Source organism: Rheinheimera hassiensis (assembly GCF_022436675.1).
GTDB lineage: Bacteria > Pseudomonadota > Gammaproteobacteria > Enterobacterales > Alteromonadaceae > Alishewanella > Alishewanella hassiensis.
The window spans coordinates 37,512-60,652 of the sequence record NZ_JAKUJZ010000002.1; the positions used below are offsets into that span (position 1 = coordinate 37,512).

A 23,141-nucleotide genomic window follows, 5' to 3' on the forward strand; every position below is an offset into this window, starting at 1 on the left:
ACTGTTGCGTATCCCATGATGATTGTAAGGATACGCAGCAATGCTTACCGCCAAAAGTATTAGAAACAGTAGAAATCCCTTTGCGCCTCGGTTTTTGGTGGTATATCTGAGCCTGGTTATATCACTGTTGGCATCATTTGCCAGCAGTGCAAAAATAGCAGAATCTGCTGACAGCAATACTACAACTGTTGCCCCCGCAAGCTTTGACAACCCTGTAATTAAATACGATACAAAAGACCCGACCAACCAGGTGGGTGAGTTTATCTATACCGCAGATCCCGCCGTTATGGTGCTGGATGACACGGTGTACCTTTATAGCACGCACGACGAGCAGTCAGTCGACGGCAAAGATTATCGCATGTACGACTACCGGCTATGGACCAGTAAAGACATGGTTAACTGGCAAAATAAAGGCGCCGTATTTCGCTACTCTGATTTTAAGTGGGCCAGAGGCGATCAAAAAACCGGCAACGCCTACGCCCATCATGTTATCCAGCAAAAAGATCCGTCGGGTAAGCCACGCTATTATTTTTATGCCGCCGTAGAAGGCGGCCAAACTGAAGGCAAATTTGGTTTTTCGATTGGCGTGGCTGTATCCGACAGCCCTGCAGGGCCCTTTACCGATCCCCGCGGCATGCCAATGATTTTGCTGGAAGACACCGCCAGAGATAAAGAGCACAGCTGGCGCAATATCGACCCTGCAGTCTTTATTGATGATGATGGCAAAGCCTACCTGTATTGGGGTAATAAGCAGTTATGGTGGGTTGAGCTTGAGCCAGATTTAATCCATCTGAAAGGCGAAAGCTACACGCTGGATGCGGCTGGAAATATGCAAAACCGCGATACCAGCAAAGTCAAAATTCATACAGTCGATACCTTGCCTGATTTTGAAGAAGGGCCTTACCTGTCAAAGCACCACGGTATCTATTATTTGGTCTATGCAGCGGGTTTTCCGGAAAGCCTTGCTTATGCCACCAGCACATCCGCAACCGGGCCCTGGCAGTACCAGGGCATCATTATGGAACCGCTACCTGGCACCACCACCATTCACCCGGCGATGTTTGATTTTAACGGCAACACCTATCTGGCCTATCACAGCGCCGACCTTCCCGGAGGTGGCAATTACCGCAGATCAGTGTGCGTGGACAGAGTGTACTTTAATGCAGATGGCACTATTAAACCTATTGTCAGGACGTTTAAAAAATAGCGCGTTTAACAGCCCTATTCTGATGATACAGCTTAGATGACACAGCTCAGATGATACAAAAAGGAACCCCATTGTATGCAAAAGATAATAAAACCAAGGTATGACAGCATCCGGCTGAGCTTGCTGCTGGCCGCGTGCTTATTTACGGTGCAGGCTGTTGCGCAGGCAAACGATGTAATGACGCCCATTGCGACGCCGAAACAAAACAATGCAATCGACATCGGTACCGGCCCATTGCCTGGCGCTAAAACACCAGAGACATGGCATTCTCAGTATGGCAGCCGCTTTGTCCGCAATGTTACCCTTGCCACGCTGACACCCTTTTTGCCTGATCCGAAAAAGGCCAGCGGAGCCGCTGTGATCATTGCACCCGGTGGCGGTTTTCGCACCCTGTCGATGGATAACGAAGGCTGGGAGGTTGCTCAGGCCCTGGCCGATAAAGGCATTGCAGCCTTTGTGCTTAAGTATCGTTTAAATCAAACTCCGGCGGATATGGCTGAATTTAAGCGTTCGATGGACGAGATGTTTTCGGCAACCGGGCGCCGGCCGCCGCGGCCTGATCCGGCACAAATGAAAGCTAGTCTCGCGCCGCAACTGGAAGACTCCCGTGCAGCCTTCGCGCTGATCCGCAGCCGCGCAGTAGAGTGGAACATCGACCCGGACCGTATTGGTATGCTAGGTTTTTCTGCCGGTGCTATGCTTACCATGGCAACAACGCTGGTTGATAAAGACGTTGATAAAGAGGCTAGGCCCGCCTTTATTGGCAATATCTACGGTCCGATAGATGCGGTAGAAGTACCAGCCGATGCGCCACCGCTGTTTGTTGCACTGGCCGCAGACGACCCATTCTTCGCCAATGGTGAATTCGGTTTGATTAAGAGCTGGCATGCCGCCAAAAAGCCGGTCGAGTTTCATTTTTACGAGCAGGGCGGTCACGGCTTTGGTATGTACCCCAAAGAAACCACCAGTACCGGCTGGTTTAATGCCTTCACAAGCTGGCTAACAATGCATGGGATGTTCAAAGTTAAAGAGTAAGCACCAGGCGGCTAAGCCGCCTGGTTACTTCATGTGTATATGCTGCACTTAATACCTAGTCTGATAAGCTGTACCGATAAGTTATTGTAAGTTTTAAAGAAGCGGTGTAGTGTCTTGTACATTAAATTTACAAAGGCAGGCGAGCGTGTTTAAGTACGGGCCGACCCGTCGAATAAGCGTTAACTTTTCTCGGAGCGTGTGCCATTGGTAGAAGAATCTTGTAGTTTAATTGGGGCTTGGGTAGAGCCCAAATATATCATTCCAGCTGCCATGGTATTGCTTTCATCCGGACTTTTTCCGTTCCTTCTTCATAAATATAAAATAGCTAGAGAGCGTGAAGAAAAGCTGTTCGACACTAGAAAATCCGAGTATCAAGAGTATTTTAAGGTAATGGAAAAAGCTGCACGTTTGGCTGGTCAGGATTATGACAAATTTTTGTCTAGCACATTACCTGAAGCTTCGTTGCGTTTGTATAAGGAGGAATCCTCGCCCGAATCGATAGTTCATTATCAGAATACAATGAGTGAATTTACTAAAGGCATTCAGGAAGGCTTTCAGAAAGCAACGCATGAGCTGGTTGGGTTGCGGATCGTGTGTTCTGATGCACTTGCTGAGCTACTTGATAAGTTTGAGTCGTTGTACAAGGAAATTCTTGCTCTCCAGCCAATGATGCTTCATGAAATAAAAGAGTCTATGACGCCAGAGTCGTTTATTTCTGGTGAGTTTAATTTCGAAACTCCCACACAAGTAAAAATGGTAGAGATGGGCAAGGATCTAGGCTTGCTCCGAGATGCAATAATTAAGCAGATGAGGAGCGAGCTTGGTTATAAAAGTTAACAAACGCAGGCACGGCGACGGCTTTTACGTTGCGGCGTTGCCTTCACTTCAAAGCCGCACATGCTGCGGGCGTTAGTTTTAGGAACCAAGGGGTAGTCATGATTATTGATTTTACATCATGGGAGGCAAGTGATTATGCCGCTTGGTGGGGAGCGATAATTGCTTCTTTTGCTCTTATTTGGAATGTGGTTGTTTTTCTTCGGTCTGGAGCGAGGATTAAAATTGTTGTGACGCCAAATATGGAATTGCAACCTCCTATTCCGGGAAGCGAGGGGCAAAAATATATATTTGTTAAAGCCGTTAATACAGGTAGCTCAGCAACAACGATTACACATTTTTATGGATTTACTGCATCGAGTCACTTTGAACGGTTCAGAAAGAGAATTAATCAATTTATTATCAATGGTGATGGCAGTTACAACAAATTACCAGCCAAGCTTGAACCAGGTGAAGAATGGATTGGATTGGCTATTCAAGACGACGAATTGTTAAAAGAAAAATTGGTTTACTATGGCATCTACCATAATCAAAAAGATAAACCAGTTTGCAAGAAGGTTAAATTTGGTTCCTAACAATCGCCATCAAAAACGCGCCCTTTGGGCGCTCGACTCGCAACAAGTTGCTCGCGTGTGTGGTGGGCGTTAGGTAAGAGTGCCGATCGAATGTATATATTTGAAATGAATTTTCTTAAACCTGGGGACATTATCCTGACTTCTCAGGTAGGGGCTATCAGCAAAGCGGTTCGCTTATCCACTTTTAGTAAATTTTCTCATGCAATACTCTATGTCGGAGATGGAAGTTTTATTCACTCTGACGGGCAGGGAGTTCATTCAAATAATATTCAGCGATTGCTCTTTGACAATAAAAAACATGCTGAGGTATGCCGAGTATTAGACGGAAATTATGTGGATCAAGCAATAATGTTTGCTCGCTCTCAAATAGGAACGTCGTATTCAGTGAAAGAGGCTGTAAGAACGAGAAATCCTCTTTACCGTGGTGAGAAACTAAATAGGCAGTTTTGCTCACGTTTAGTAGCACAATCTTATGAGTATGCCGGTTTGCGACTCGTTAACAATTCGGATTACTGCACACCTAAGGACTTACAGCAGTCTTTGCATACAAGCATCGTAGATGGCTGCCTTCGGATTGCAGAGGAACATGAAGTCGAGTTCGCAAGGAGTGATAGCCCGATCCAAAGACAAACGGACATAACAAATTATATTCTAAAAGCAGTTAGGGAGCTTACACGAAGCGATATACAAAGCTTTGAAAACTTGGATCAATTTGTAATTGATAACCAAGCCTATGATGCGGAGATAACTAACATTGTAGTGAAATCGGGCTATCTAACTATGTTTGATTATGAACTAAAAAGAAATCCTTGGCGGTACAATGGGCAGCTGTTCTTGTCTTTGGGTATAGACGGTGCATATAAAAATGAGCGAGCTGAATTCGAATTAGAAAGTGCTGAAAAACAGGCTCAGCTCTATAGTCACAACTATCTAATGTGTCAGAATATTCTGGGCCGTTTCCCTCTCAGATATTTTGAGATGAAAATGGATCTATATAAGAAATTAATTGATTTTATGAATAAGCGAATTGAAGCCGCAAAGTATGTCATTAAAAATACCTAACAAACCGCTGCACGCCGATACATACTGCTACGCTCGTTTTTGTGTGTCGCTGCGCGGCACTTTACACAAAAACGCTCTCCGCAGTATGTACGGCACAATGGTTTAAGTATGGTGGTGGCGTTGCTCACTACTTAACGCGGCGTTAATGTCCGCTTTCGCTCTTAACAGACGGACAGAGTAGTCACCTTCTGTTATCAAAGTCTGTTTGACTCAGTGCAGGCATTAGTTAATGTTCAGTCAGATAACGAAATAAACACTGGTTCACGTTTTTGAGAGTGTTCAACCTTCACTTAACTTCGTTGACGCCTGCAGTTCTGCTCTGGCTTCTGGCTGGGTGATATATCTTTCTATTGCCGCCATTAGCACTGGCGCATCAATACCGTATGTAGACGTCATAATGACAAAATCAGCACCGGTCCATTTGCGGGATGACGCCATTTGCTTATTCACTTTAGCCAGATACGACGCCGGTTCGACTAAAATATGTTCCGGTGCAACCGACAGAAATACCGCCTGATTATTGTGGATTTCACCGCGGGATAAATCGGTAATCGCCTCCCAGGGAATGCAAACTTTGCTTTTGGGGTAGCCAAAGGTAAAACCTGACGGGTCGAACTGGATATAGGTTTTCGCCAGGCGGCCGCTAAATAAACCAACCAGCAACACAGCGCCGGTAAGGGCAATCAGCAGGGTAATGCCATAAAAAATCTTATTATCGTCAGGCTGAAACAGCATAAGGGTGCTGCCAAATGCCAGCATGCCAATACCGAGCAAAGCGATGCGCTTTTTAGATGCGTGGATAGGTTCACCGCCTACAACCGTTACAGCCCGTAATGACTGGCGCTGTAAGCGCAATTTGCGAACAATAGTGTGAGCCGCCACCGCGAAGCAGGCGCCAAAAAACACCAGTGTTGTAATACCGGTATTAAAATCTTTCTGAATAATCAGCAAGCCACTTAAGGTAAAAAGCAGGCCAATCAGGGCAAAGAGCCAGTCTTTGAAAGTGATTTTATCCAATGTGGATCCCGTAGCAGGTTGTGCCATTTAAGCGGCTTAGTTACTTTGATATACATCAGAACGATGGCCGATTTTAATTACGCTGATTACCAGTTGATCGTCCCTTATTTGGTAAATAATGCGGTATATTCCCTGACGTACACGGTATTTGTCTACCCCGGATAACTTAATGCAGCCCTCAGCTCTTGGGTTGAGCGTTAAGGTATCAATTTTCGCCAGTATTTTTTTAACGTCAGTATTAGGGATGCTTCGCAGATCTTTTGCAACCGACTTTTTAAACACCAGCTTATATTTTGCCATGCGCTTTTAAGTCATTAAGTAAGGCTTCATAGCTTATTTCCGGTTCGGCTACTCTGTCGGCGATGGCGGCTAAATCTTGCTGATCTTCGGCAATTAATAAACGCACTGCTTCGTCGATAATTTCGGACACCGAGCTATCGGTTGCTGCCGCGCGTAGCTTTAAAGCCTGATGAATTGCCGGTGCAAAATATACGGTCGATCTTTTAGACAGCGAACTCATATCACTACCCGTTGCAATGTACACATACTGACATTATAGCGCTATAACGTTATAGCGCCATAAGGAACACCGATGCCAATTAGCGCTTATCAGCGCATAGTCGGCATCGAGAACTGGTTAGTTGTTGCCTGGCCGGTAGGCCAGCGGGCGGTGATGGTTTTCATCCGGGTGTAAAAACGTACGCCGTCGGGGCCGTGCATATTGAGCGGGCCGAATACACTGCGCTTCCAGCCGCCAAAACTATGAAATGCCATAGGTACCGGAATAGGCACGTTTACGCCGACCATACCCACTTGCACCTGGGCAGCAAATTCGCGCGCGGCTTCGCCACTGGCGGTAAAAATGGCGGTGCCGTTGCCAAATTCGTGCTCGTTAATCAGTTTAAGGCCGTCAGCAAAAGACGGCACCCGCACTACGGCTAGCACCGGGCCGAAGATTTCTTCTCGGTAAATGCGCATACCGGGCTTAACGTGATCAAACAGTGTTGGCCCAACGAAATAACCCTGCGGATGGTTGGCCACCTGCAGTTTGCGGCCATCGGCCAGCAAGGTAGCGCCTTCGGCGACGCCGGCATCAATGTAGCTGCGCACCTTATCGGCATGCGGCTGGCTAATCAGCGGGCCCATATGTGGCTCTGGCGAACCTGTGCCGGGGCCGGTTTGCAGGGTGGCAATTTCCTGTTGCAGGCGTTCTGTTAAGGCATCGGCAACATCGTCACCTACGCACAGTGCTACAGAAATCGCCATACAGCGCTCACCGGCTGAGCCATAAGCGGCGCCCATCAGCGCACTGGTAACCTGGCCTAAATCGGCGTCGGGCATTACCAGCATATGGTTTTTAGCGCCGCCCAATGCCTGCACCCGTTTACCGTGCGCGCTGCCGGTGGCATAGACATATTCGGCAATCGGAGTTGAACCGACAAAGCTCACGGCCTGCACCCGTGAGTCGGTTAACAGCACATCTACTGCTTCTTTATCACCGTTAACCACGTTAAACACGCCTGCCGGTAAACCAGCCTCCAGCAGCAATTCTGCCAGACGCAGCGGTACAGATGGGTCTTTTTCAGACGGTTTAAGAATAAAGCTATTACCGCAGGCCAGCGCGATAGGGAACATCCATAAAGGCACCATGGCCGGGAAGTTAAATGGCGTAATACCGGCACAAACGCCTAAGGGCTGCATCAGGCTGAAACTGTCGACACCGCGGCCGACATTCATCGAGTGCTCGCCTTTAAGCAGATGCGGAATACCACAGGCAAATTCAACGACTTCCAACCCGCGGGTCAGCTCGCCCTGTGCATCAGAGAAGACCTTGCCATGCTCCTGGCTTATCAGTGTTGCCAGCTCGTCGCGGTGTTGCTCCAGCAAGGTTTTAAAGTTAAACATTACCCGGGCACGGTTAAGCGGGGTTACCTGGCTCCAGCTTTTAAAGGCGGTTTCTGCTACCGCTATAGCGCTGCGGGTTTCGTCGGCACTGGCCAGGCTAACCTGTGCCTGCGCTTCGCCGGTGGCCGGGTTATACACCGGCTGGCTGCGGCCGCTGTTGCTGGGCTGGTGCTGACCATTGATAAAATTACTTAGGGTTTTCATCGGTAAATCCTTGCTATTAATACGGTTGTTGTTGCTGTTTACGCTGATAATCCTCAAGTGCCTGCTGCACTGTGGCCTCGTTTGATACCTGTGGTATTGCCACATCCCACCAGGTGCTATTGTCGGTGCTTTGCTGTGGATCGGTTTTTATTTCAATCAGGTAACTGCGCTTTGCCGCGCGGGCACGTTGCAGTGCCTGCTCCAGTGCGGCAATGTCGGCTACCCGTTCGCTTAGCGCGCCCAAGGCTTTGGCATGGGCTGCAAAGTCGATATCCGGCGCATCGGCTGCACAGTCGTCCCACAGGTTGTTAAAGGCGGCATTGCCGGTGCCGCGTTGCAGCCGGTTAATACAGCCAAAACCACGGTTATCCAGCAGTACCACGATAATTTTTTGTTTTAGCAACACTGAGGTAGCCAGTTCAGAATTCAGCATCAGGTAGGAGCCGTCTCCCACCACCACTATGACTTCGCGTTCTGGCTGCGCCAGTTTTACACCGAGGCCACCGGCAATTTCGTAGCCCATACAGGAAAAACCATATTCAACGTGGTAGCTGCCGGGCCCCTCAGCGCGCCACAGTTTATGCAACTCGCCCGGCAAACCACCGGCAGCACAAACAATCACATCGCTTTTTGCCGACTGGCGTTTAACTGCGCCCAGCACCTGGGCATCGCTGGGCAATACTGCGCTGACGGGTGCTTTGGTCAGCTGGTCGTAACGCTGCTGCCATTGCTGGTTTAGCTGCTGGGCATGCGCCAGCCAGCCGTTTTCGCTTTGCCAAAGGGGCAGTGCTTTATGCAGCTGCGTGAGCAGCAGGGCAGCATCACCCACCAGCGGTACGGCATGGTGTTTGGCGGCGTCAAAGGCAGCAATATTAAGCTGCAGCAGAGGTTTACCGGCAAAGCCGGTGCGGGACTGGGTGGTAAAATCCTGCAGGCGACTGCCGACAGCCAGAATAACATCGGCTTCGGCTGCCAGTTGGTTGGCGGCTGCTGAACCGGTAACGCCAATACCGCCGACGGCACAAGGATGCTGCCAGGGTAGGGCGCCTTTACCGGCCTGAGTTTCGGCAACCGGGATCTGATGCTGCTCAGCAAACTCGGCCAGTGCCCGGCATGCTCCGCTGTAATGAACGCCGCCTCCGGCAATAATCAGTGGTTTGCGGGCCTTTAGTAACTGTATCAGCGCATCGGCCAGTTCATGTTCGTCGGCAGCGGGGCGGCGGATGCGGTGTACGCGTTTTGTAAACAGCGACGCGGGGTAATCAAAGGCTTCGGCCTGCACATCTTGCGGCAGTGCCAGTGTGACCGGGCCACAATTAACTGGATCAAGCAGGGTTTGTATCGCTACCGGTAAAGAGTGAATAAGCTGCTCTGGCCGGTTGATGCGATCAAAATAACGGCTAACCGGAATAAAGCAGTCGGTAGCGGCAATCATGGGGTTACTAAAGTTTTCAATTTGCTGCAACACCGGATCGGGTTTGCGGTTGGCAAAGTGATCACCGGCTAAAAACAGCACCGGTAAGCGGTTGGCATGGGCCAGGGCGGCGGCGGTAACCATATTGGTAGCGCCGGGGCCGACCGATGAGGTACAGGCCATTAGCCGCTGGCGGTTATTGGCTTTAGCAAAGGCGATGGCGGCATGTGCCATACCCTGTTCGTTATGGGCGCGCAGCGTGGGTAACTGCTCACGTACCTGATACAACGCTTCCCCCAGGCCAGCCACATTACCGTGACCGAAAATAGCAAATACGCCAGCAAATAGCGGTTTGGGCTCAGTGCTGTCTGGCGTGACGATATATTGCGCTGCCAGAAACTTTACCAGTGCCTGGGCGGCGGTTAAACGGATTTTGTCTGTCATTAAGTTTTTCCTTACGAGCTTAGTCCTTACGAGCCTCGTCGTTACGAGCTTAACTCTTACGCGCCAGCCAGGCCTGGGTTAGCGCCCGGTAATTGTGGCGGATTTGCTGCTGCAAGCCTGCATCATCCAGCTTGCCGGCCAGCCAGTCCTGACTGGCTTTGGCAAAAATAGTGCGGCCAATGGCAAAGCCGCGGCAAATCGGAAAAGCCGCGCTGTTGCGAAAGGCCTGCATCAATTCGTTAGCGGGGGCGTCCAGCCCCAGCAGTATCACGCCGCGGCAATGTGGTGACTCTTTGGCGATAAGCTCTGATACCAACTGCCAACCCGCCGGGCTTTGTGACGGAAGTTTCCACCAATCTGGCTTTATGCCTTGTTGATAAATCAGCTGCATGGCTTCAGCCACCGTGCTATCGCTGCAGGCCGAACCGGCCGGTGGGATCACTTCAAGCAGCAGTTCATGACCTGACACACAACAGGCCCGGTACAGTTCGTCCAGCTGGCGGCATTGTTGCTGCCAAAGTGCCGCTTCATCCTGCGGGTGCATAAACACCAGGCATTTAACAATATGCGAGCGCGGCCAACTGACTAAGCGTGAGCCGATAGAGCGGCCGCCTTCGAGTTCCAACGGGCGTGATGCCGGTACTTCAACCGGGCGGCCAATCCACCAGCCGGTGCCGGTAACATCGTTCAATGCATCCTGGCCGAAGGTATCGTCAATCAGTACTCCGGCCTGCACCGGCAGTTGCTGCTGCGCAACTTCCTGCTGGTAAGCAGCAAGAATAAGTTGCTTTAATTTAGGCAGGCGCGACAGCGGCGCCGCGGCAGCTTCGGCCATGTCGACAAACTGCTTGCGGTGATCAAAGGCCAGAATACAAAGTTCCGGCCAGCTGACCGGGTAACGGGTGGTTACCCGGTGCAGGTAGTTCAGTTGTGGATCAAGATCCGGCCGGCTAATGTTGTGTTGCTGCGCCAGATAATAATCCAGCTCTTCCGGCGTGGGTATGGCAGGGGCGCAGCCATGGCGCGACACCACTAAAGCACCACAGGCATTGGCGCAGGCACAGCAGCGTTCGTAACTTTCATCGCGCAGCCAGCCGCGTAAAAAGCCGGCCATAAAAGCATCGCCGGCACCTAATACATTTAATACCTCTACCTGCACGCCCTGGGCAAAAAAGGCATCGTCCAGCGAGTTGGGGATCTGGCCTTCAAAAATGCTGCAGCCCTGAGCGCCACGTTTTAGCACGATAACGGCGTCAGTGAGCTGGCGCAGCGTTTTTAAACAGGCGATGGTATCGGTGCTGCCACCGGCGATATGCACCTCTTCTTCGGTGCCGACAATTAAATCGCACAGCGGCACTATAGATTGCAGATGGGCGGTGACATTGTCATTGGACACAAAGCGGTTGTCGCCTTCGCCGGGCCGCGCCAGGCCCCACAGTACCGGCCGGTAGTCGATATCCAGAATTACTTTAGTCTGGTTGCGGCGGGCATAATTGATAGCGTGGCGCGCCACCTTATCAACATGGACAGTAGAAAAGTGGGTGCCGGTGATCAACAGCGCTTTGCTGGAGGCGATATAGGCCTCGTCAAAATCGCTGACATCAATAGCCATATCAGCGCAGTCGGCCCGGTAAAACAACAGCGGAAACTGCTGTTTGGTTTTAATCGACAAAATTGCCAGCGCGGTTAGCCGCTCTGGATCGGTAACCACATGGCTGGTATCACAGCCGGCGCGGGCCAGTTCTTCGCGGATAAACTGGCCGAACTGTTCGTCGCCAACCCGGGTAAGCATTGAGGCTTTAAGCCCTAAGCGGGCGGCGCCAAAGGCGATATTACATGACGAACCGCCAAGCGATTTGGCAAAAGAAGCGATATCCTGCAACCGGTCGCCAATTTGCTGGCCGTACAAATCAACTGAGGCCCGGCCTAAACAGATGACATCCAGAGTTTTATTCACACCACATCTCCCAAGAATTTTTCTGGTGAGGAAATAATCAACCTAGATTAGAATGAATTTTCTATTTATACAATACTTGGAATATTTGTTTTATTGAGTTAGACTCGATTCATCAGCAAATCGCCGTCACAGAGGTAACAGGGTGGAAGCACCGGTGTGTAATAGCCAGCAGGAACTGGAACAACTAATTGAGCAACGTTTTCAGCTGCTGAGTAACCGGCTGCAGCTGGTTGCGCGTTATTTGCTGGCGCACCCCGACACTGTTGCCTTTGGCACTACAGCAACCATTGCGCAAGGTGCTGGTGTGCATGCCTCGGCGTTGGTGCGTTTTGCTAATGCTTTTGGTTTTTCTGGTTTTACTGAAATGCAAAAGCTGTTTAAAAACCGTTTGCTGCAAACCAGCCCGGATTACCAAAGCCGCATAGTGGCTGTGCAGCAGGACCAGTCTGTACCGGTGACTCAAGCCGGGGTGCGTTATTTGCAGCAAATTGCCGCGGCAAATGAAGCGGCTATGGTGCAGTTGTGTGATGAGCTGGACGCTGGCTTATTGCAACAAGCCTGCGAGCTGCTGGCCAAAGCCCGGCTTATTCATATACAGGGCGCAAGACGCTCTTACCCGGTAGCCAGTTACGCCGGTTATTTGCTAAGCAATACCGGTTTGCCGGTGCATTTGCTCGATGGTGTAGGTTATATGCAAACCGGCCCGCTGAATTTACTCGGTGCCGATGACGTGCTGCTAGCCATCAGTTTTGCGCCTTACGCGGCAGAAACCCAGCAGGTAATCAGCCGGGCGGCGGCAGCGGGTTGCCGCATTATTGTGATTACCGATCACCGGTTAAGCCCTTTAACCGCGCAGGCTGACGTTGCCCTGCTGGTACGCGAAGCCGAAGTGCATTCGTTTCGGTCATTAAATGCCAGCATGAGCCTGATCCAGGCCCTGGTGCTGGCGCTTATTCACGATGCTGAAGCTCTGGCTGCAGCAGCAAAACCTGCCGGCTAAGGAGCTCACTATGTCCTATTTACACCGTAAACCTATGGCGGCTGATGCCAGCGGTGTGATTCAGCATATTACACCGCAAAACGCCCATTGGGATTACGTGGGTTTTGATGTAGTGCTACTTAAACCGGGCCAGAGTGCAAAGTTTATCAGCGGCCACAGCACCGAGCTGTGCGCTGTGCTGTTATCCGGCCGCGCTGATTTAGCCACGCTGGAACAGCGTTTTACCAGCGTTGGGGCACGTAACAGCGTATTTGATGCTGTGCCACCTTATGCACTGTATTTACCGCCGGGCGAAACACTTACGGTAACTGCGATCACAGAGTTGGAACTGGCACTTTGCCGGGCACCGGCGCAGGGGGGGTTGCCGGTACGGCTTATTACGCCGGATGACTGTGTGCAGGAAACCCGTGGCCAGGGCACTAATACCCGCCAGGTATGTAATATTTTATTTGGCAATTTACCGGCTGAGCGGCTGCTGATTACTGAAGTGATTACGCCGCCGGGACACTGGTCGAGCTATCCGCCGCATAAGCATGATACCGATGCTATTCCACAGGAAAGTGCATTGGAAGAAACCTACTACCATAAGCTTAACCCCAGCCAGGGCTTTGCCTTTCAGCGGGTGTATACCGATGATCGGCGTATAGATGAAACCATTTGCGTAGAGCATAACAGCGTGGTGCTGGTGCCGGAAGGCTATCATCCGGTTGGCGCACCGCACGGTTACGAGCTGTATTATCTGAATGTGATGGCGGGCCCAAGCCGGCAGTGGGTGTTTAAAAATGATCCGCAACATGAATGGATCATAAAAAAATGACAACACTGCGCTCAGCTTTAGTGCAGGTTATTTCACCGGCCAGGTTGGCTGGTCGATTCCCGTACGATCAGTTCGCAGTCAAATATATCCGCGCCGCCGTCATTGCCCGCTGCCGTTTCGCCTTTAAGTTTTTTAATCAGTTTAAACGCCGCCCGGTAACCAATGGCATTAATGGGTTGGCGCATCGACGTCAGGTTTGGCCACACTTTGGTGGTAAGCGAGATATCGTCAATACCACAAACCGACAGCTCTTCCGGTATTTTGATACCGCGACGGTGAGCTTCGTACAATACACCCACCGCCATTTCATCGTTGGCCGCCAAAATAGCGGTAGGGCGGGGCGTGCGGCTAAGCAGTGTGGCAGCGGCGTCTACGCCCGACTGATGCGTGTAATAGCCTTGCACAACCAGCTGTTCATTCAGCGTGATACCGGCATCGGCGATGGCATTACGAAAGCCCCTTTCACAGCGGTGGCTGGATTCCTGATCCGGATGGCCCAGCACAAAAGCAATGTCTTTGTGGTGCAGGCGCAGCAGATATTGCGTCATCTCGTAAGCGGCTTTGACACCGTTAAAACTTACGCAATCGCCACTGTCCTGATCTTTAGGCCCAATGCGGATATAGCGCACCCTTTTGCGCTGCAGCATGTCCAGCAGGTCTTGCTTGTCGCTAAGCGGCGGCACCAGGATCAGGCCATCGGCCAGGGTGTTATCAATAAATTCTTCAATTTCATACACCAATGTTGGCGAGCGGTAATTGCAGTCGTAAAGAAACAGCCCCATATGTTCTTCGCTACAGCATTGCAGAATGCCTTTTTGCAGTTTTTGCAAATAGCCGGGGCTGGGGTTGTCGGCCAGCAAGGCAATAAACAGCGAACGGTTTTTGGCCAGTGCCATACCCAGTGGGTTGCGCTTAAACCCCAGTTGGTGAATAACTGCCATCACCTTAGTGCGGGTTTCTTCCGACACATTAATTTCATTGTTGATCACGCGCGACACGGTTTTTTTCGATACACCGGCATGACGCGCCACATCGTTAATGGTTACTGATGACATGTTTTGGCAACACCTCTGTTCTGGAGCAAGCAAATGAATACTACTTAGCCTTAAGCCGTAATAAGTTGCCGGTATAACTGCACCACCCTGTCTCTGGTGGTTAAATTGGCACAGGCTACTGCGCTGTATATTCTGGCGGGTAAAACCCGCTGGCACAGTGACTTATTGCGGTCAGCTTGACAAAGGTTCTAGCTATAATGCAAATTGACACCGGTGTCAATTTGCATTATAAAATTTATTATTGCCAATAGCCCGGCTGGTCTGTTGCTATTGGGTTTATTTATGCTTGGCAGGAGTACTTTTGGTGACTGAAGTTGACCCTATTAAACAGGCCAGCCCACAGCTGCTGCATGGTGCCTATACAGCTTTGGCCTATGCCGGAACGCTGGCTGGTTACAGTTATGTGCATCAGGCGCTGGCTAATCCGCTGTTTGCCCGTTATCTACAGCATTTATTGCACTATGAACTGGCAACGGCACCCATGCTGGCGGATACCGCAGCCGTGCTGCAGCAACTGGCCACAGTGGCGGACGAAAAAAGTTTACTGCAACTTACGCAAAACGGTTCACAGCAATTATTGCCCGGGATTCTGGCCACTGCAGAGCAGCGGCTGGCAACCGGGCAGGGCATTGAGGCGTTGTGTTTTACTCTGGCAGCCTGGCTGCGCTTTAGCATGGGGTTTGATGCTAAAGGCGATACGCTGGATGTGATTGATCCGTTGGCTGAGCGCTTGATGCAAATACGGCTGCAGCACTGGGATCATATCGACGAGCTGGTTGCACAGTATCTGCTGGTTACTCCGCTGTTTTCAGCTACGCTGCGCGACAATGCAGTGTTTCGCGACCGGCTAACCTACTGGCTAAGTTATATTTTGGCAAACGGCGTGGTAACGGCGCTGCAAACTTTAGTTTTGGAAGTGCAGGATTACTCAGCTGCGCCGCGTTTAGCCGGAGGACAAGTATGATTAAGGTTACGGTGTGGAATGAGTGCCGTCATGAAAAAGAAGACGCCGACGTGCAGGAAGTGTACCCCGAGACGATTGGTGGCTGTATTGTCGATAATTTAGCGCCCTACGGTTTTGATTTAACGCTGGCAACCTTAGACGACCCTGAACAAGGCTGGCCGGCAGAGCGTATTGAGCAAACTGAAGTGGCGATTTGGTGGGGCCACAGATACCACGATGAGCTGAGCGATGCACTGATTGATCAATTACAGGCGCGGGTATTGGCCGGTATGGGCTTGATAGTGCTACACAGCGGCCATCATGCCAAGTTATTTAAACGGCTGATGGGCACCAGTTGTAACCTGAGCTGGCGTGAGGCAGAAGGCGGCGAACGGGAGCGGGTGTGGTGTCTGAAACCGTCGCATCCTATTGCTTATAATATTCCACCGCAAATTGAGCTGCCACAGTCAGAAATGTACGGTGAGCCTTTTGATATCCCTGAGCCGGACGAGCTGATTTTTAACTCCTGGTATCAGGGCGGTGAAGTACTGCGCAGTGGCTGTACCTTTCAGCGTGGGCGCGGGCGGATTTTTTTCTTCTCACCGGGACATGAAACCTTCCCGATTTACCGCAACCCACATATTATCCAAATTCTGGCCAATGCCATTCAGTGGGCGCATCAGCCGCATCAAAGTGGCTGGATGCTGGGCAACTGGGGCCGGCCGGTGCCATTGGAAGAGGGGGCACCGAAACAAACTTACTTTAAAAAGCCGCGTAAGTTGATGCTGGCGGAGAAGGCTGCGAAGAAGGCAGAAAAATAGCCACGCCAGGATGGCGTACAAGTGACTTTGTAAAACTTAATGGGTCAGAGCTTTGGCTCTGGCTTTTATTGCTTTCAGCTTGTTCTCCCATAGTAAATGTATAGAAAATTACCCCATTTCTGTTGCCTGACACTTTATATAAGATTTCAGCATGGCTGAAATCTTCAGCTGCCGCGCATGAGTTTATTTAATAGCAACTCATGCGCCTTGCGACTAACTTTTCAGGTTAGACACACAATTAGGTGAGAGTGAACTAGTGATAAATTTTTATTAATTAGGCAATTTTTGTTTGATTCTGATTTCTCGGAAAAAGGGCAGGCCTTAACCCTGAGAGATATTTCATACGCATTGACTAATACTGGGCTCTTATTGATATACTGTTTACATCGACACTTGGCTTGATGAGTAAACATTAATGGCGATAAAGATTTCCATAATTAACTTCAAGGGTGGGGTGGGTAAAACAACTCTTGCCTTTCATCTTGCTACTCATCTCGCCGAAAAAGCGAAGGTCTTGGTTGTAGACATTGACCATCAATCTAGCATGTCCATAGCTCTACTCGGAGGTACATTGTGGGAAGAATGCAGGAACTCCGGAAAGACGTGTAACCGAATTTTTGAGTCTTTCTGTAACCGAAAAATATCTATGCCGGGTCCAGAGATTATCATTGGTAATGTTCTCCATCAAAGACAGCCTAATTACAATCTCTATCCAAACCTTGATCTTTTGCCTGCTCAATTTGAACTGGACGACACTGAAATCGAGATGGCATCCACTACGATGGGAGGACCTACGGTCTCTGAGTGGACGAAGAGGACATTGTTGGCGGAATGGCTAGACGCAGTAGAAGCAAACACGAAATACGACTATATCGTTTTTGACTGTCCTCCGGCGACTAAGCTGGTAAGCCAAAATGCTCTCGCTGCAAGCGACTACTTTGTAATACCTGTGATACCAGACGAGTTATCGAGTCGAGGCGTTACTCACTTCAAGAATCTGGTCACCGAAAAAATCGATAAGAAACTCGCTTTTCTTAAAGATGCGGCAGGCATTACTGCAAACGATGTCCCCAAAGCCTTCGTTCCAACAACTAAATTAGCTGGCATTGTTCCATTCATGGCAAAGACTGCCGGGAATGCTGCTTCTGGGCTAACTAATATACATACCGAGCAAATTGCAGCACTGAGAAAACAATGGAAAAGTGATGTCCTTAAATCTGTTGTGAAGCACTTAACAGGTGTTCCAGAATCAATAAATGCTGGTTGGCCGGTATGGAACCAGCAAGGCATCCAGGCAAACGTATCGGATCAGGTTGTAAGTATGATGCAAGAAGTTTGTGTCGAAATTGAAAGCAGGATAAAGCAGTGAAAAGCAGAGAAGTTAAAAATGATGAGATCAGACCGAATTTTCAACAGTTGGTCAAATCAGTTAACAACACTTTGCGAGGATTACAAATCGCTGATGCTGATCCTGCGCTGCTATTAGCCTATCAGAAGTTGCTTGACCATCTGAATAGTTGCAACCCAGAGCTTTTAAATCAAATATTCGGCTCATCTTTCTCTGCGAAACGAGAGGCTCGGAGAGCTCGAATCAGCATGTCGGATAGCGAGATTCATAAACTCAGCAATGAGGATTTAGAAAAACTTTTGGCTTTGGAAGATTCTACAAAAGTGCAGCTGGCTAAAATTGCTGAAATTCGATTCAGTGTCACAAAAGGGACTATTTCAAAACTATCGAAGGAGGCATTGCGCTTAAAACTTCAGAATCTTATTGATAACGAGAAAACACACCAAGCAATAGGAAGGGTCGCACGTAGTTCAAGTTGAAAAGTGTAACGAATGTAGTAGGCGCAATTTTATCGCTCGCCCGAAATTGCTTTAGAGTATGAGATTCACACAGGAGATCAGAGATGCCTGCCATACATCAGCTTGCGACCCTTACCTCTAAAGGCCAGATCACCCTGCCTAAACACATCCGGCAAGCACTGGGAGTTGATATAGGCGGTAAGATTGCGTTTGATTTGCATGAAGATGGCAATATTACCGTGCGCCGGGCAGAGCACGAACATCAGGATCCGGCTATCGGCGCTTTTCTTAATCTGTTAACGCAGGACATTCAGGCAGGCAAACATATTCAGTCTCTTCCTGCTGAATTAGTTCAGGCTATGGAAAAGCAATCCTTGTATAAAGCCTGTCTGGACGACAGTATTGATGGCGATGTTGTTATCTGATTTATCAATGATTTGCAGCAATGGGTTACAGCGTGATGACCAGAGTCTGTAAGCCGTTATCTAACTAACAATCATGAGGTCAGAGCCAAAGCTCTGACCCATTAATTTTTATAGCGTTACCGGCACGCCATGCTGGCTGGCGGATAATTTTATCGCATCCCATAACTGGGCCATGCGCAGGCCTTGTTGGACGTCGGATGGGTTTTCTATTTCGCCGTTACGACTTTGCATAAATACATTCATCAGGTTGTTGGCGGCTTCTTGATCTTTACGTACCACGTTACCCTGTGCATCCTCTATTTCCATCCAGCGGCCCCAGGCGCAAATGCGCACTATGGCTTGTGGGAAGAAGCACTCGATACGGGATACACAGCGGATGCTGCGGCCGCAGGCATGCAGGTTAAACAGGGTGCCGTCATTTAATTCGCCTGAAACGCTTGTCACTACATCCACCGGAAAGCCGTGGTTATGCATAATGGCGCTGATGCGGGAGAAGGGTTTACTGGTGATTTTAGATACCGTGTTCATCATATGGGCGCCGGTATCAAACATAAAACCGCCGCCGGAAATTTCAGGTACTTGTTTCCAGTGGCCTTGGTATTTGTCGGCCCAGTCTTCCCAAATTGCTGCATTAATGCTAACTAAAGCGCCGTATTTTTGGTTGGCAATGGCATCTTTCAGCTCTTGCACCAGCGGTGATAAACCGCCCTGATAAGCCACCACCAGAGTTTTAGCGGATTTTTGCTGTGCAGCCGCTAAAGCTTCAGCTTCAGCCACACTGGTTACCATAGGTTTTTCCAGCAGTACGTCCAACCCTAACTCCAGCGCCAGCAAGGCTTGTTCGGCGTGATTGGCATGCGGAGTACAGATATAGACGGCATCCAGTTGCTGGTGCTGGTCTTTTAACAACGTTTGCCAGCTATCAAAACAGAGTGGGGCAGTTTTGCCTGCTTCAGCTGCGATGTGGCAGACGTTGTCCATGGCTTTACCATTGGGGTCCATCACGCCAAGCAACTGAATATCAGAACGCACTATCCAGGTTTGAATATATTGAGTGGCTTTGGTGCCACAGCCGATAATTGCCAGTTTTAATTCCACTTCGCTCTCCCAGATGCTGCAAGGATAGTTGCCATTGCACGGCAGCATCATTTTGTCGTGCATTGCTGATCAAATTCTGCGCTTTATGCATTAGCCTGCAACACCTGTTGTTACACAATCTGCCTTAGATTAGTGCGCTTTGCTATGCCTAACTGCACCATTAAATTGCATATTGACACCGGTGTCAATAAGCGTATTATCAAAACAGACAGGGTAATTAGTACAAAAAATAGTCGTGTTAGTGTAGCTCCTCAGGGGCACAGATAACCGGCAAACAGAAATGCACTAAAGTGCAACAAAATTAAAGAGCTAGACTATGAGCTGGACGACTAAATCTCTGGTACTGCTGCCTTTGGGTGCAGTGCTCGTCGCAGCTGTTGGCTGGTGGTGGGGGGAGTCTCCATCAGCTCAACGGCAAGATCTGCCCACGCTGGTAATTGCTGAACACCGTACTGCACGGATACAGGCATTACAGCAGCTAAAACCGGCACTTGAGGCCGAATTGGGTGTGTACCTGAAAATAGTGGAATATCCGGCACCGCCGCAGGATTATTTCACTAAGCTGGTGACTGAACTACGCGCTGGCAATGCGCCCGATGTGTTTACTATTCCCCGTGATTTACAAATGGACGATCTGGCTGCTGCCGGATATCTGGCCAACCTTACAGACGCTGTTGAACAGTGGCCTGGGTATCAGCATTTGCCTGAGCTGGTTAAACAGCTAACCCGTGCCAGCTTTGATGAGCAGGTGTATGTGGTGCCTTCTATCGTGGCGGTAGAACAACTGTACTACCGGCATGATTTACTGACGGCAGCAGGTATCAGCACCGCACAGCCGCAAAGCTGGCAGGATTTACTGTCACGCAGCCAGCAAATTAAACAGCAACTGGGCCAGTACCCGTTGTTAATTCCAGCGGGGCTAACCTGGGGCATGGGTAGCTATACCGAAGGCTTTCGCTATTTACTGGCCAGCTTCAGCGATTACCAGTTACTGAATGTGGATAATCAGTATGTGTTGGCAGGTGAGGCGGTGCGTGCGTCCTTTGATTTTTACCAAACCCTGGTACAACAACAGTTGATGCCGGTAAAACCCTTACTTAACCCTGAACCCTGGGTTATCCCGAAATATGAAATGTTTCCCAAAGGCCAGTTGCTGATTACCACCTGTGGTAGCTGGTGCAAAGTATTCGACTGGGGGCCGGACAGCCGTAACCCGATCCCTAATGTGGACAAGGCAGTGCAAACCTGGAAATTTCCCAGTGCCGATGGTGGCGAGCCTTTTGCGTTGGCCTCGGTAGTGTATTCCTGGGGCGTTAATGCTAAATCACGCCAGCAGCAACTGGCACAGCAACTGGTGCTGGCGCTGGGCGAGGTTGATGTGGCGCTGGTTTATGCAGAAAAATTGGGCAATGTGCCGGCCCGTCTGGACGCGGCGCAGCATCCGGGTTTTGCGGCGCTGGGCAGCCGGATGGAAGATCATGCGTTGTTACCGCAAGCGCGTGCGCTGCGCACTACGGTGGGTGCCAATGCGATGATGGCCGGCGTAGCGCAAGCCTCTGAAGCTGTGCTTACCGGCCGTTCAGACGCCGGCCAGGCGCAACAACAACTGATTGATTATGTAACCAATGTATTAGGTGATCAGCAGGTAAAGCCACAGCTGACGGTGGCAGCGCTGCCAAAAGGAGGTAAGCAGCATGATTAAACTGACTTACGAAAACCGCCGTCAGCTTGGTTACCGTTTTATGATGGCTCCGGCTTTATTGCTGATGGCGGCTTTTATTGTATTTCCAGCCTTTTATGCTTTTAGCTTAAGCCTTACTGACGATGCTTTACTGGGTTTTGCTGCGCAAGAATCTTCTTTTGTTGGCCTGCGCAATTTCAGCCGTTTATTTGGTGATCCGCTGTTTTGGAACTCACTGAAAGTGACATTGATTTTTGTCATTGGCTCTGCCGTTATCGGCCAGTTTGTGCTGGGGTTTTTATCTGCCCTGGCGCTACAACGGCCGGTACGTTATAAGCCCATTTTTAATGCCATTATCTGCCTGCCCAATGCCGTGCCGGAAATGGTAGTGGGCTTTTTATGGATCTCAATGTTTGCCAGCGGTGAGTACGGTACATTAAATCGTTTTGTTGCCTGGTTTGGTGTCGATCCGCAGCAATGGCTGTATACCTTCCCGCTACTGTCGATCATTATCGTCAATACCTGGCGCGGTATTGCCTTCGCCATGATCTTGTTAACGTCGGGTTTAGCGGCAATCCCTAAAGATATTTATGAAGCGGCGAGGGTTGATGGTGCTACTGATACCCAGGTGTTTTGGCGTATTACTGTGCCCATGATGATGCCTACAATCTTCCTCTATATGTTTATTTCTACGGTAACCACCTTTGCTATTTTCGGCTTGGTGTACACCCTTAGCCGCGGTGGACCTGCTAACAGCACCGAAATACTGGGTATTTATATTTACAATCAGTCGTTTACTGCATTTCAACTGGGCTATGGTGCCGCTGTGGCTGTGGTGAGTTTAGTGGTGTCGATGATCCTTGGGATTATTTATGTTAAAGCCCTGAAGGTGGAGGTTTAGATGGTTGCTGTTGTCCGGTCTTCCTCTGAAGACGTTACTGTAACGCATCATGCATCACAGCGGCGGGCGTATCTGACGCTGGTGCTGATTTCGCTGTTTTGTATGATGCCGTTTTTCTGGGTAGTGCTGGCGGCCTTTGATCCCAAAGCCAGCCAGTTTTTACAAATTCCGCAGGGCGTTACGCTGGATCATTTCAAAAATATTTTTGCTAACGAAAGTGGTATGCGCTGGGTGCTTAACTCTGTGGTGATTGTTGGCAGTGCCACTATTTTAACCCTGATTTTTGCCGGCTTTGGCGGCTATGCGTTGTCGCGTACTCAGGCCTGGTGGAAGCGGCCGCTGCTGTACGGCATTATTCTGGTGCGGATAGTGCCACCACCAGCACTGATAGTGCCGGTGTACAAAGTGATGCTGTTTTTAAATGACTGGATAAATGGCCTGATTAACCAGTTTACCGCCGATGTAGAGCAACAACAGATGCTAAGCCGGATGTTCTCTTTTATTGACGGTTATTTGGGCTTAATTCTGATCCACTGCGCCATGCAATTACCGCTGGCTATCTGGATTATGAAAACCTTCTTTGATGCTATCCCGAAAGACTATGAGGAAGCCGCTGCGCTTGATGGCGCCAGTCAGTGGCAAACCGTGCGCCATGTGCTAATACCACTGGCGTTACCGGGTTTTGCCGCTGCTGGCTTATTTGCCTTTATTAACGCCTGGGGCGATTTTTTAATGCCACTGATGTTTACCTCGTCACCAGAGCTGCAAACATTGCCACTGGGCATGTTCCGCGCTTTCTTGCGGGTAGACGCTATTGATTACGGCTTTTTAACCGCGCTGGCTGTTATTTATACTCTGCCGGCTGTTATTGCATTTGCTTTTGCCAGAAAGTTCCTGACTCAGACTTTCTCTGGCGGCGTGAAAGGTTAACAGGATTTTG

At 49.8% G+C, this 23,141-nt stretch carries 23 protein-coding genes; 15 read left to right on the forward strand and 8 right to left on the reverse strand.

The window, feature by feature from the left end; all coding sequences use genetic code 11:
- Nucleotides 1–40 precede the first annotated feature (40 nt).
- From MJX74_RS03005 to MJX74_RS03025, 5 genes are all read left to right on the forward strand, one after another.
- Nucleotides 41–1,207 (forward strand): glycoside hydrolase family 43 protein, encoded by a 1,167-nt coding sequence (locus tag MJX74_RS03005; protein WP_240220796.1) that lies wholly within the window; start codon nucleotides 41–43, stop codon nucleotides 1,205–1,207.
- 75 nt (nucleotides 1,208–1,282) lie between these two features.
- A complete protein-coding gene (locus MJX74_RS03010) occupies nucleotides 1,283–2,242 on the forward strand; it encodes an alpha/beta hydrolase (protein WP_240220797.1) in 960 nt (319 codons plus the stop codon).
- 204 nt (nucleotides 2,243–2,446) lie between these two features.
- Nucleotides 2,447–3,079, forward strand: a complete 633-nt coding sequence (locus MJX74_RS03015; RefSeq protein WP_240220798.1) for a hypothetical protein — start codon at nucleotides 2,447–2,449, stop codon at nucleotides 3,077–3,079.
- Nucleotides 3,080–3,177: 98 nt separating this feature from the next.
- Entirely contained in the window at nucleotides 3,178–3,651 is a 474-nt protein-coding gene (locus MJX74_RS03020; protein ID WP_092791552.1) for a hypothetical protein, read from the forward strand.
- A gap of 57 nt (nucleotides 3,652–3,708) precedes the next feature.
- Complete coding sequence (locus MJX74_RS03025; protein ID WP_240220799.1) at nucleotides 3,709–4,713, forward strand: YiiX/YebB-like N1pC/P60 family cysteine hydrolase; 1,005 nt, start codon at nucleotides 3,709–3,711, stop codon at nucleotides 4,711–4,713.
- A 279-nt stretch (nucleotides 4,714–4,992) separates the two neighbouring features.
- Here MJX74_RS03025 and MJX74_RS03030 read toward each other — a convergent pair whose 3' ends face one another.
- From MJX74_RS03030 to MJX74_RS03055, 6 genes are all read right to left on the reverse strand, one after another.
- Nucleotides 4,993–5,730, reverse strand: coding sequence for a hypothetical protein (locus MJX74_RS03030; RefSeq protein ID WP_240220800.1), 738 nt, complete (start codon nucleotides 5,728–5,730; stop codon nucleotides 4,993–4,995).
- A gap of 36 nt (nucleotides 5,731–5,766) precedes the next feature.
- Nucleotides 5,767–6,030, reverse strand: a complete 264-nt coding sequence (locus tag MJX74_RS03035) for a type II toxin-antitoxin system RelE family toxin (RefSeq protein ID WP_240220802.1) — start codon at nucleotides 6,028–6,030, stop codon at nucleotides 5,767–5,769.
- A complete protein-coding gene (locus MJX74_RS03040; protein WP_068229951.1) occupies nucleotides 6,017–6,250 on the reverse strand; it encodes a CopG family transcriptional regulator in 234 nt (77 codons plus the stop codon). Before MJX74_RS03040 ends, MJX74_RS03035 begins: the two co-directional genes overlap by 14 nt.
- Nucleotides 6,251–6,339: 89 nt before the next feature.
- Nucleotides 6,340–7,839 (reverse strand): CoA-acylating methylmalonate-semialdehyde dehydrogenase, encoded by a 1,500-nt coding sequence (locus MJX74_RS03045; RefSeq protein WP_240220805.1) that lies wholly within the window; start codon nucleotides 7,837–7,839, stop codon nucleotides 6,340–6,342.
- A 16-nt stretch (nucleotides 7,840–7,855) separates the two neighbouring features.
- On the reverse strand, nucleotides 7,856–9,697 hold the full coding sequence (iolD, locus tag MJX74_RS03050) for a 3D-(3,5/4)-trihydroxycyclohexane-1,2-dione acylhydrolase (decyclizing) (protein ID WP_240220807.1): 1,842 nt from the start codon (nucleotides 9,695–9,697) through the stop codon (nucleotides 7,856–7,858).
- Between the two features lie 49 nt (nucleotides 9,698–9,746).
- On the reverse strand, nucleotides 9,747–11,654 hold the full coding sequence (locus tag MJX74_RS03055; protein ID WP_240220809.1) for a bifunctional 5-dehydro-2-deoxygluconokinase/5-dehydro-2-deoxyphosphogluconate aldolase: 1,908 nt from the start codon (nucleotides 11,652–11,654) through the stop codon (nucleotides 9,747–9,749).
- Nucleotides 11,655–11,796: 142 nt separating this feature from the next.
- Between MJX74_RS03055 and MJX74_RS03060 the strand changes: the two genes are divergently transcribed.
- Both MJX74_RS03060 and iolB read left to right on the forward strand, forming a co-directional pair.
- Complete coding sequence (locus MJX74_RS03060) at nucleotides 11,797–12,654, forward strand: MurR/RpiR family transcriptional regulator (RefSeq protein WP_240220811.1); 858 nt, start codon at nucleotides 11,797–11,799, stop codon at nucleotides 12,652–12,654.
- A 10-nt stretch (nucleotides 12,655–12,664) separates the two neighbouring features.
- Nucleotides 12,665–13,471 (forward strand): 5-deoxy-glucuronate isomerase, encoded by an 807-nt coding sequence (iolB, locus tag MJX74_RS03065; protein WP_240220814.1) that lies wholly within the window; start codon nucleotides 12,665–12,667, stop codon nucleotides 13,469–13,471.
- A gap of 32 nt (nucleotides 13,472–13,503) precedes the next feature.
- On the opposite strand, the gene MJX74_RS03070 is transcribed toward iolB, so the two are convergent.
- Nucleotides 13,504–14,526, reverse strand: a complete 1,023-nt coding sequence (locus MJX74_RS03070) for a LacI family DNA-binding transcriptional regulator (protein ID WP_240220816.1) — start codon at nucleotides 14,524–14,526, stop codon at nucleotides 13,504–13,506.
- A gap of 304 nt (nucleotides 14,527–14,830) precedes the next feature.
- Between MJX74_RS03070 and MJX74_RS03075 the strand changes: the two genes are divergently transcribed.
- The 5 genes from MJX74_RS03075 to MJX74_RS03095 all read left to right on the forward strand — a co-directional run bounded on the left by MJX74_RS03075 (nucleotide 14,831) and on the right by MJX74_RS03095 (nucleotide 18,521).
- Nucleotides 14,831–15,490 carry a mannitol dehydrogenase family protein gene (locus MJX74_RS03075; RefSeq protein ID WP_240220818.1) on the forward strand — a complete coding sequence of 220 codons (660 nt, stop codon included), beginning with the start codon at nucleotides 14,831–14,833 and terminating at the stop codon, nucleotides 15,488–15,490.
- Nucleotides 15,487–16,290, forward strand: a complete 804-nt coding sequence (locus tag MJX74_RS03080; protein WP_240220820.1) for a ThuA domain-containing protein — start codon at nucleotides 15,487–15,489, stop codon at nucleotides 16,288–16,290. Before MJX74_RS03075 ends, MJX74_RS03080 begins: the two co-directional genes overlap by 4 nt.
- 415 nt (nucleotides 16,291–16,705) lie before the next feature.
- A complete protein-coding gene (locus MJX74_RS03085) occupies nucleotides 16,706–17,659 on the forward strand; it encodes a ParA family protein (RefSeq protein ID WP_240220823.1) in 954 nt (317 codons plus the stop codon).
- Nucleotides 17,656–18,117: a hypothetical protein gene (locus MJX74_RS03090; RefSeq protein WP_240220825.1), complete on the forward strand. Its 462-nt coding sequence runs from the start codon at nucleotides 17,656–17,658 to the stop codon at nucleotides 18,115–18,117. The genes MJX74_RS03085 and MJX74_RS03090 overlap by 4 nt, the downstream gene beginning before the upstream one ends.
- A gap of 83 nt (nucleotides 18,118–18,200) precedes the next feature.
- Nucleotides 18,201–18,521, forward strand: coding sequence for a type II toxin-antitoxin system PrlF family antitoxin (locus MJX74_RS03095; protein ID WP_240220827.1), 321 nt, complete (start codon nucleotides 18,201–18,203; stop codon nucleotides 18,519–18,521).
- 108 nt (nucleotides 18,522–18,629) lie between these two features.
- On the opposite strand, the gene MJX74_RS03100 is transcribed toward MJX74_RS03095, so the two are convergent.
- On the reverse strand, nucleotides 18,630–19,619 hold the full coding sequence (locus tag MJX74_RS03100) for a Gfo/Idh/MocA family protein (RefSeq protein ID WP_240220829.1): 990 nt from the start codon (nucleotides 19,617–19,619) through the stop codon (nucleotides 18,630–18,632).
- Nucleotides 19,620–19,935: 316 nt separating this feature from the next.
- Here MJX74_RS03100 and MJX74_RS03105 point away from each other — a divergent pair, with 316 nt between their 5' ends.
- From MJX74_RS03105 to MJX74_RS03115, 3 genes are read left to right on the forward strand one after another with little or no spacing between them, the layout of a single operon-like run.
- Entirely contained in the window at nucleotides 19,936–21,321 is a 1,386-nt protein-coding gene (locus MJX74_RS03105; RefSeq protein ID WP_240220831.1) for an ABC transporter substrate-binding protein, read from the forward strand.
- Nucleotides 21,314–22,201, forward strand: coding sequence for a carbohydrate ABC transporter permease (locus tag MJX74_RS03110; protein ID WP_240220833.1), 888 nt, complete (start codon nucleotides 21,314–21,316; stop codon nucleotides 22,199–22,201). The genes MJX74_RS03105 and MJX74_RS03110 overlap by 8 nt, the downstream gene beginning before the upstream one ends.
- Entirely contained in the window at nucleotides 22,202–23,131 is a 930-nt protein-coding gene (locus MJX74_RS03115) for a carbohydrate ABC transporter permease (protein ID WP_240220836.1), read from the forward strand.
- Nucleotides 23,132–23,141 lie beyond the last annotated feature (10 nt).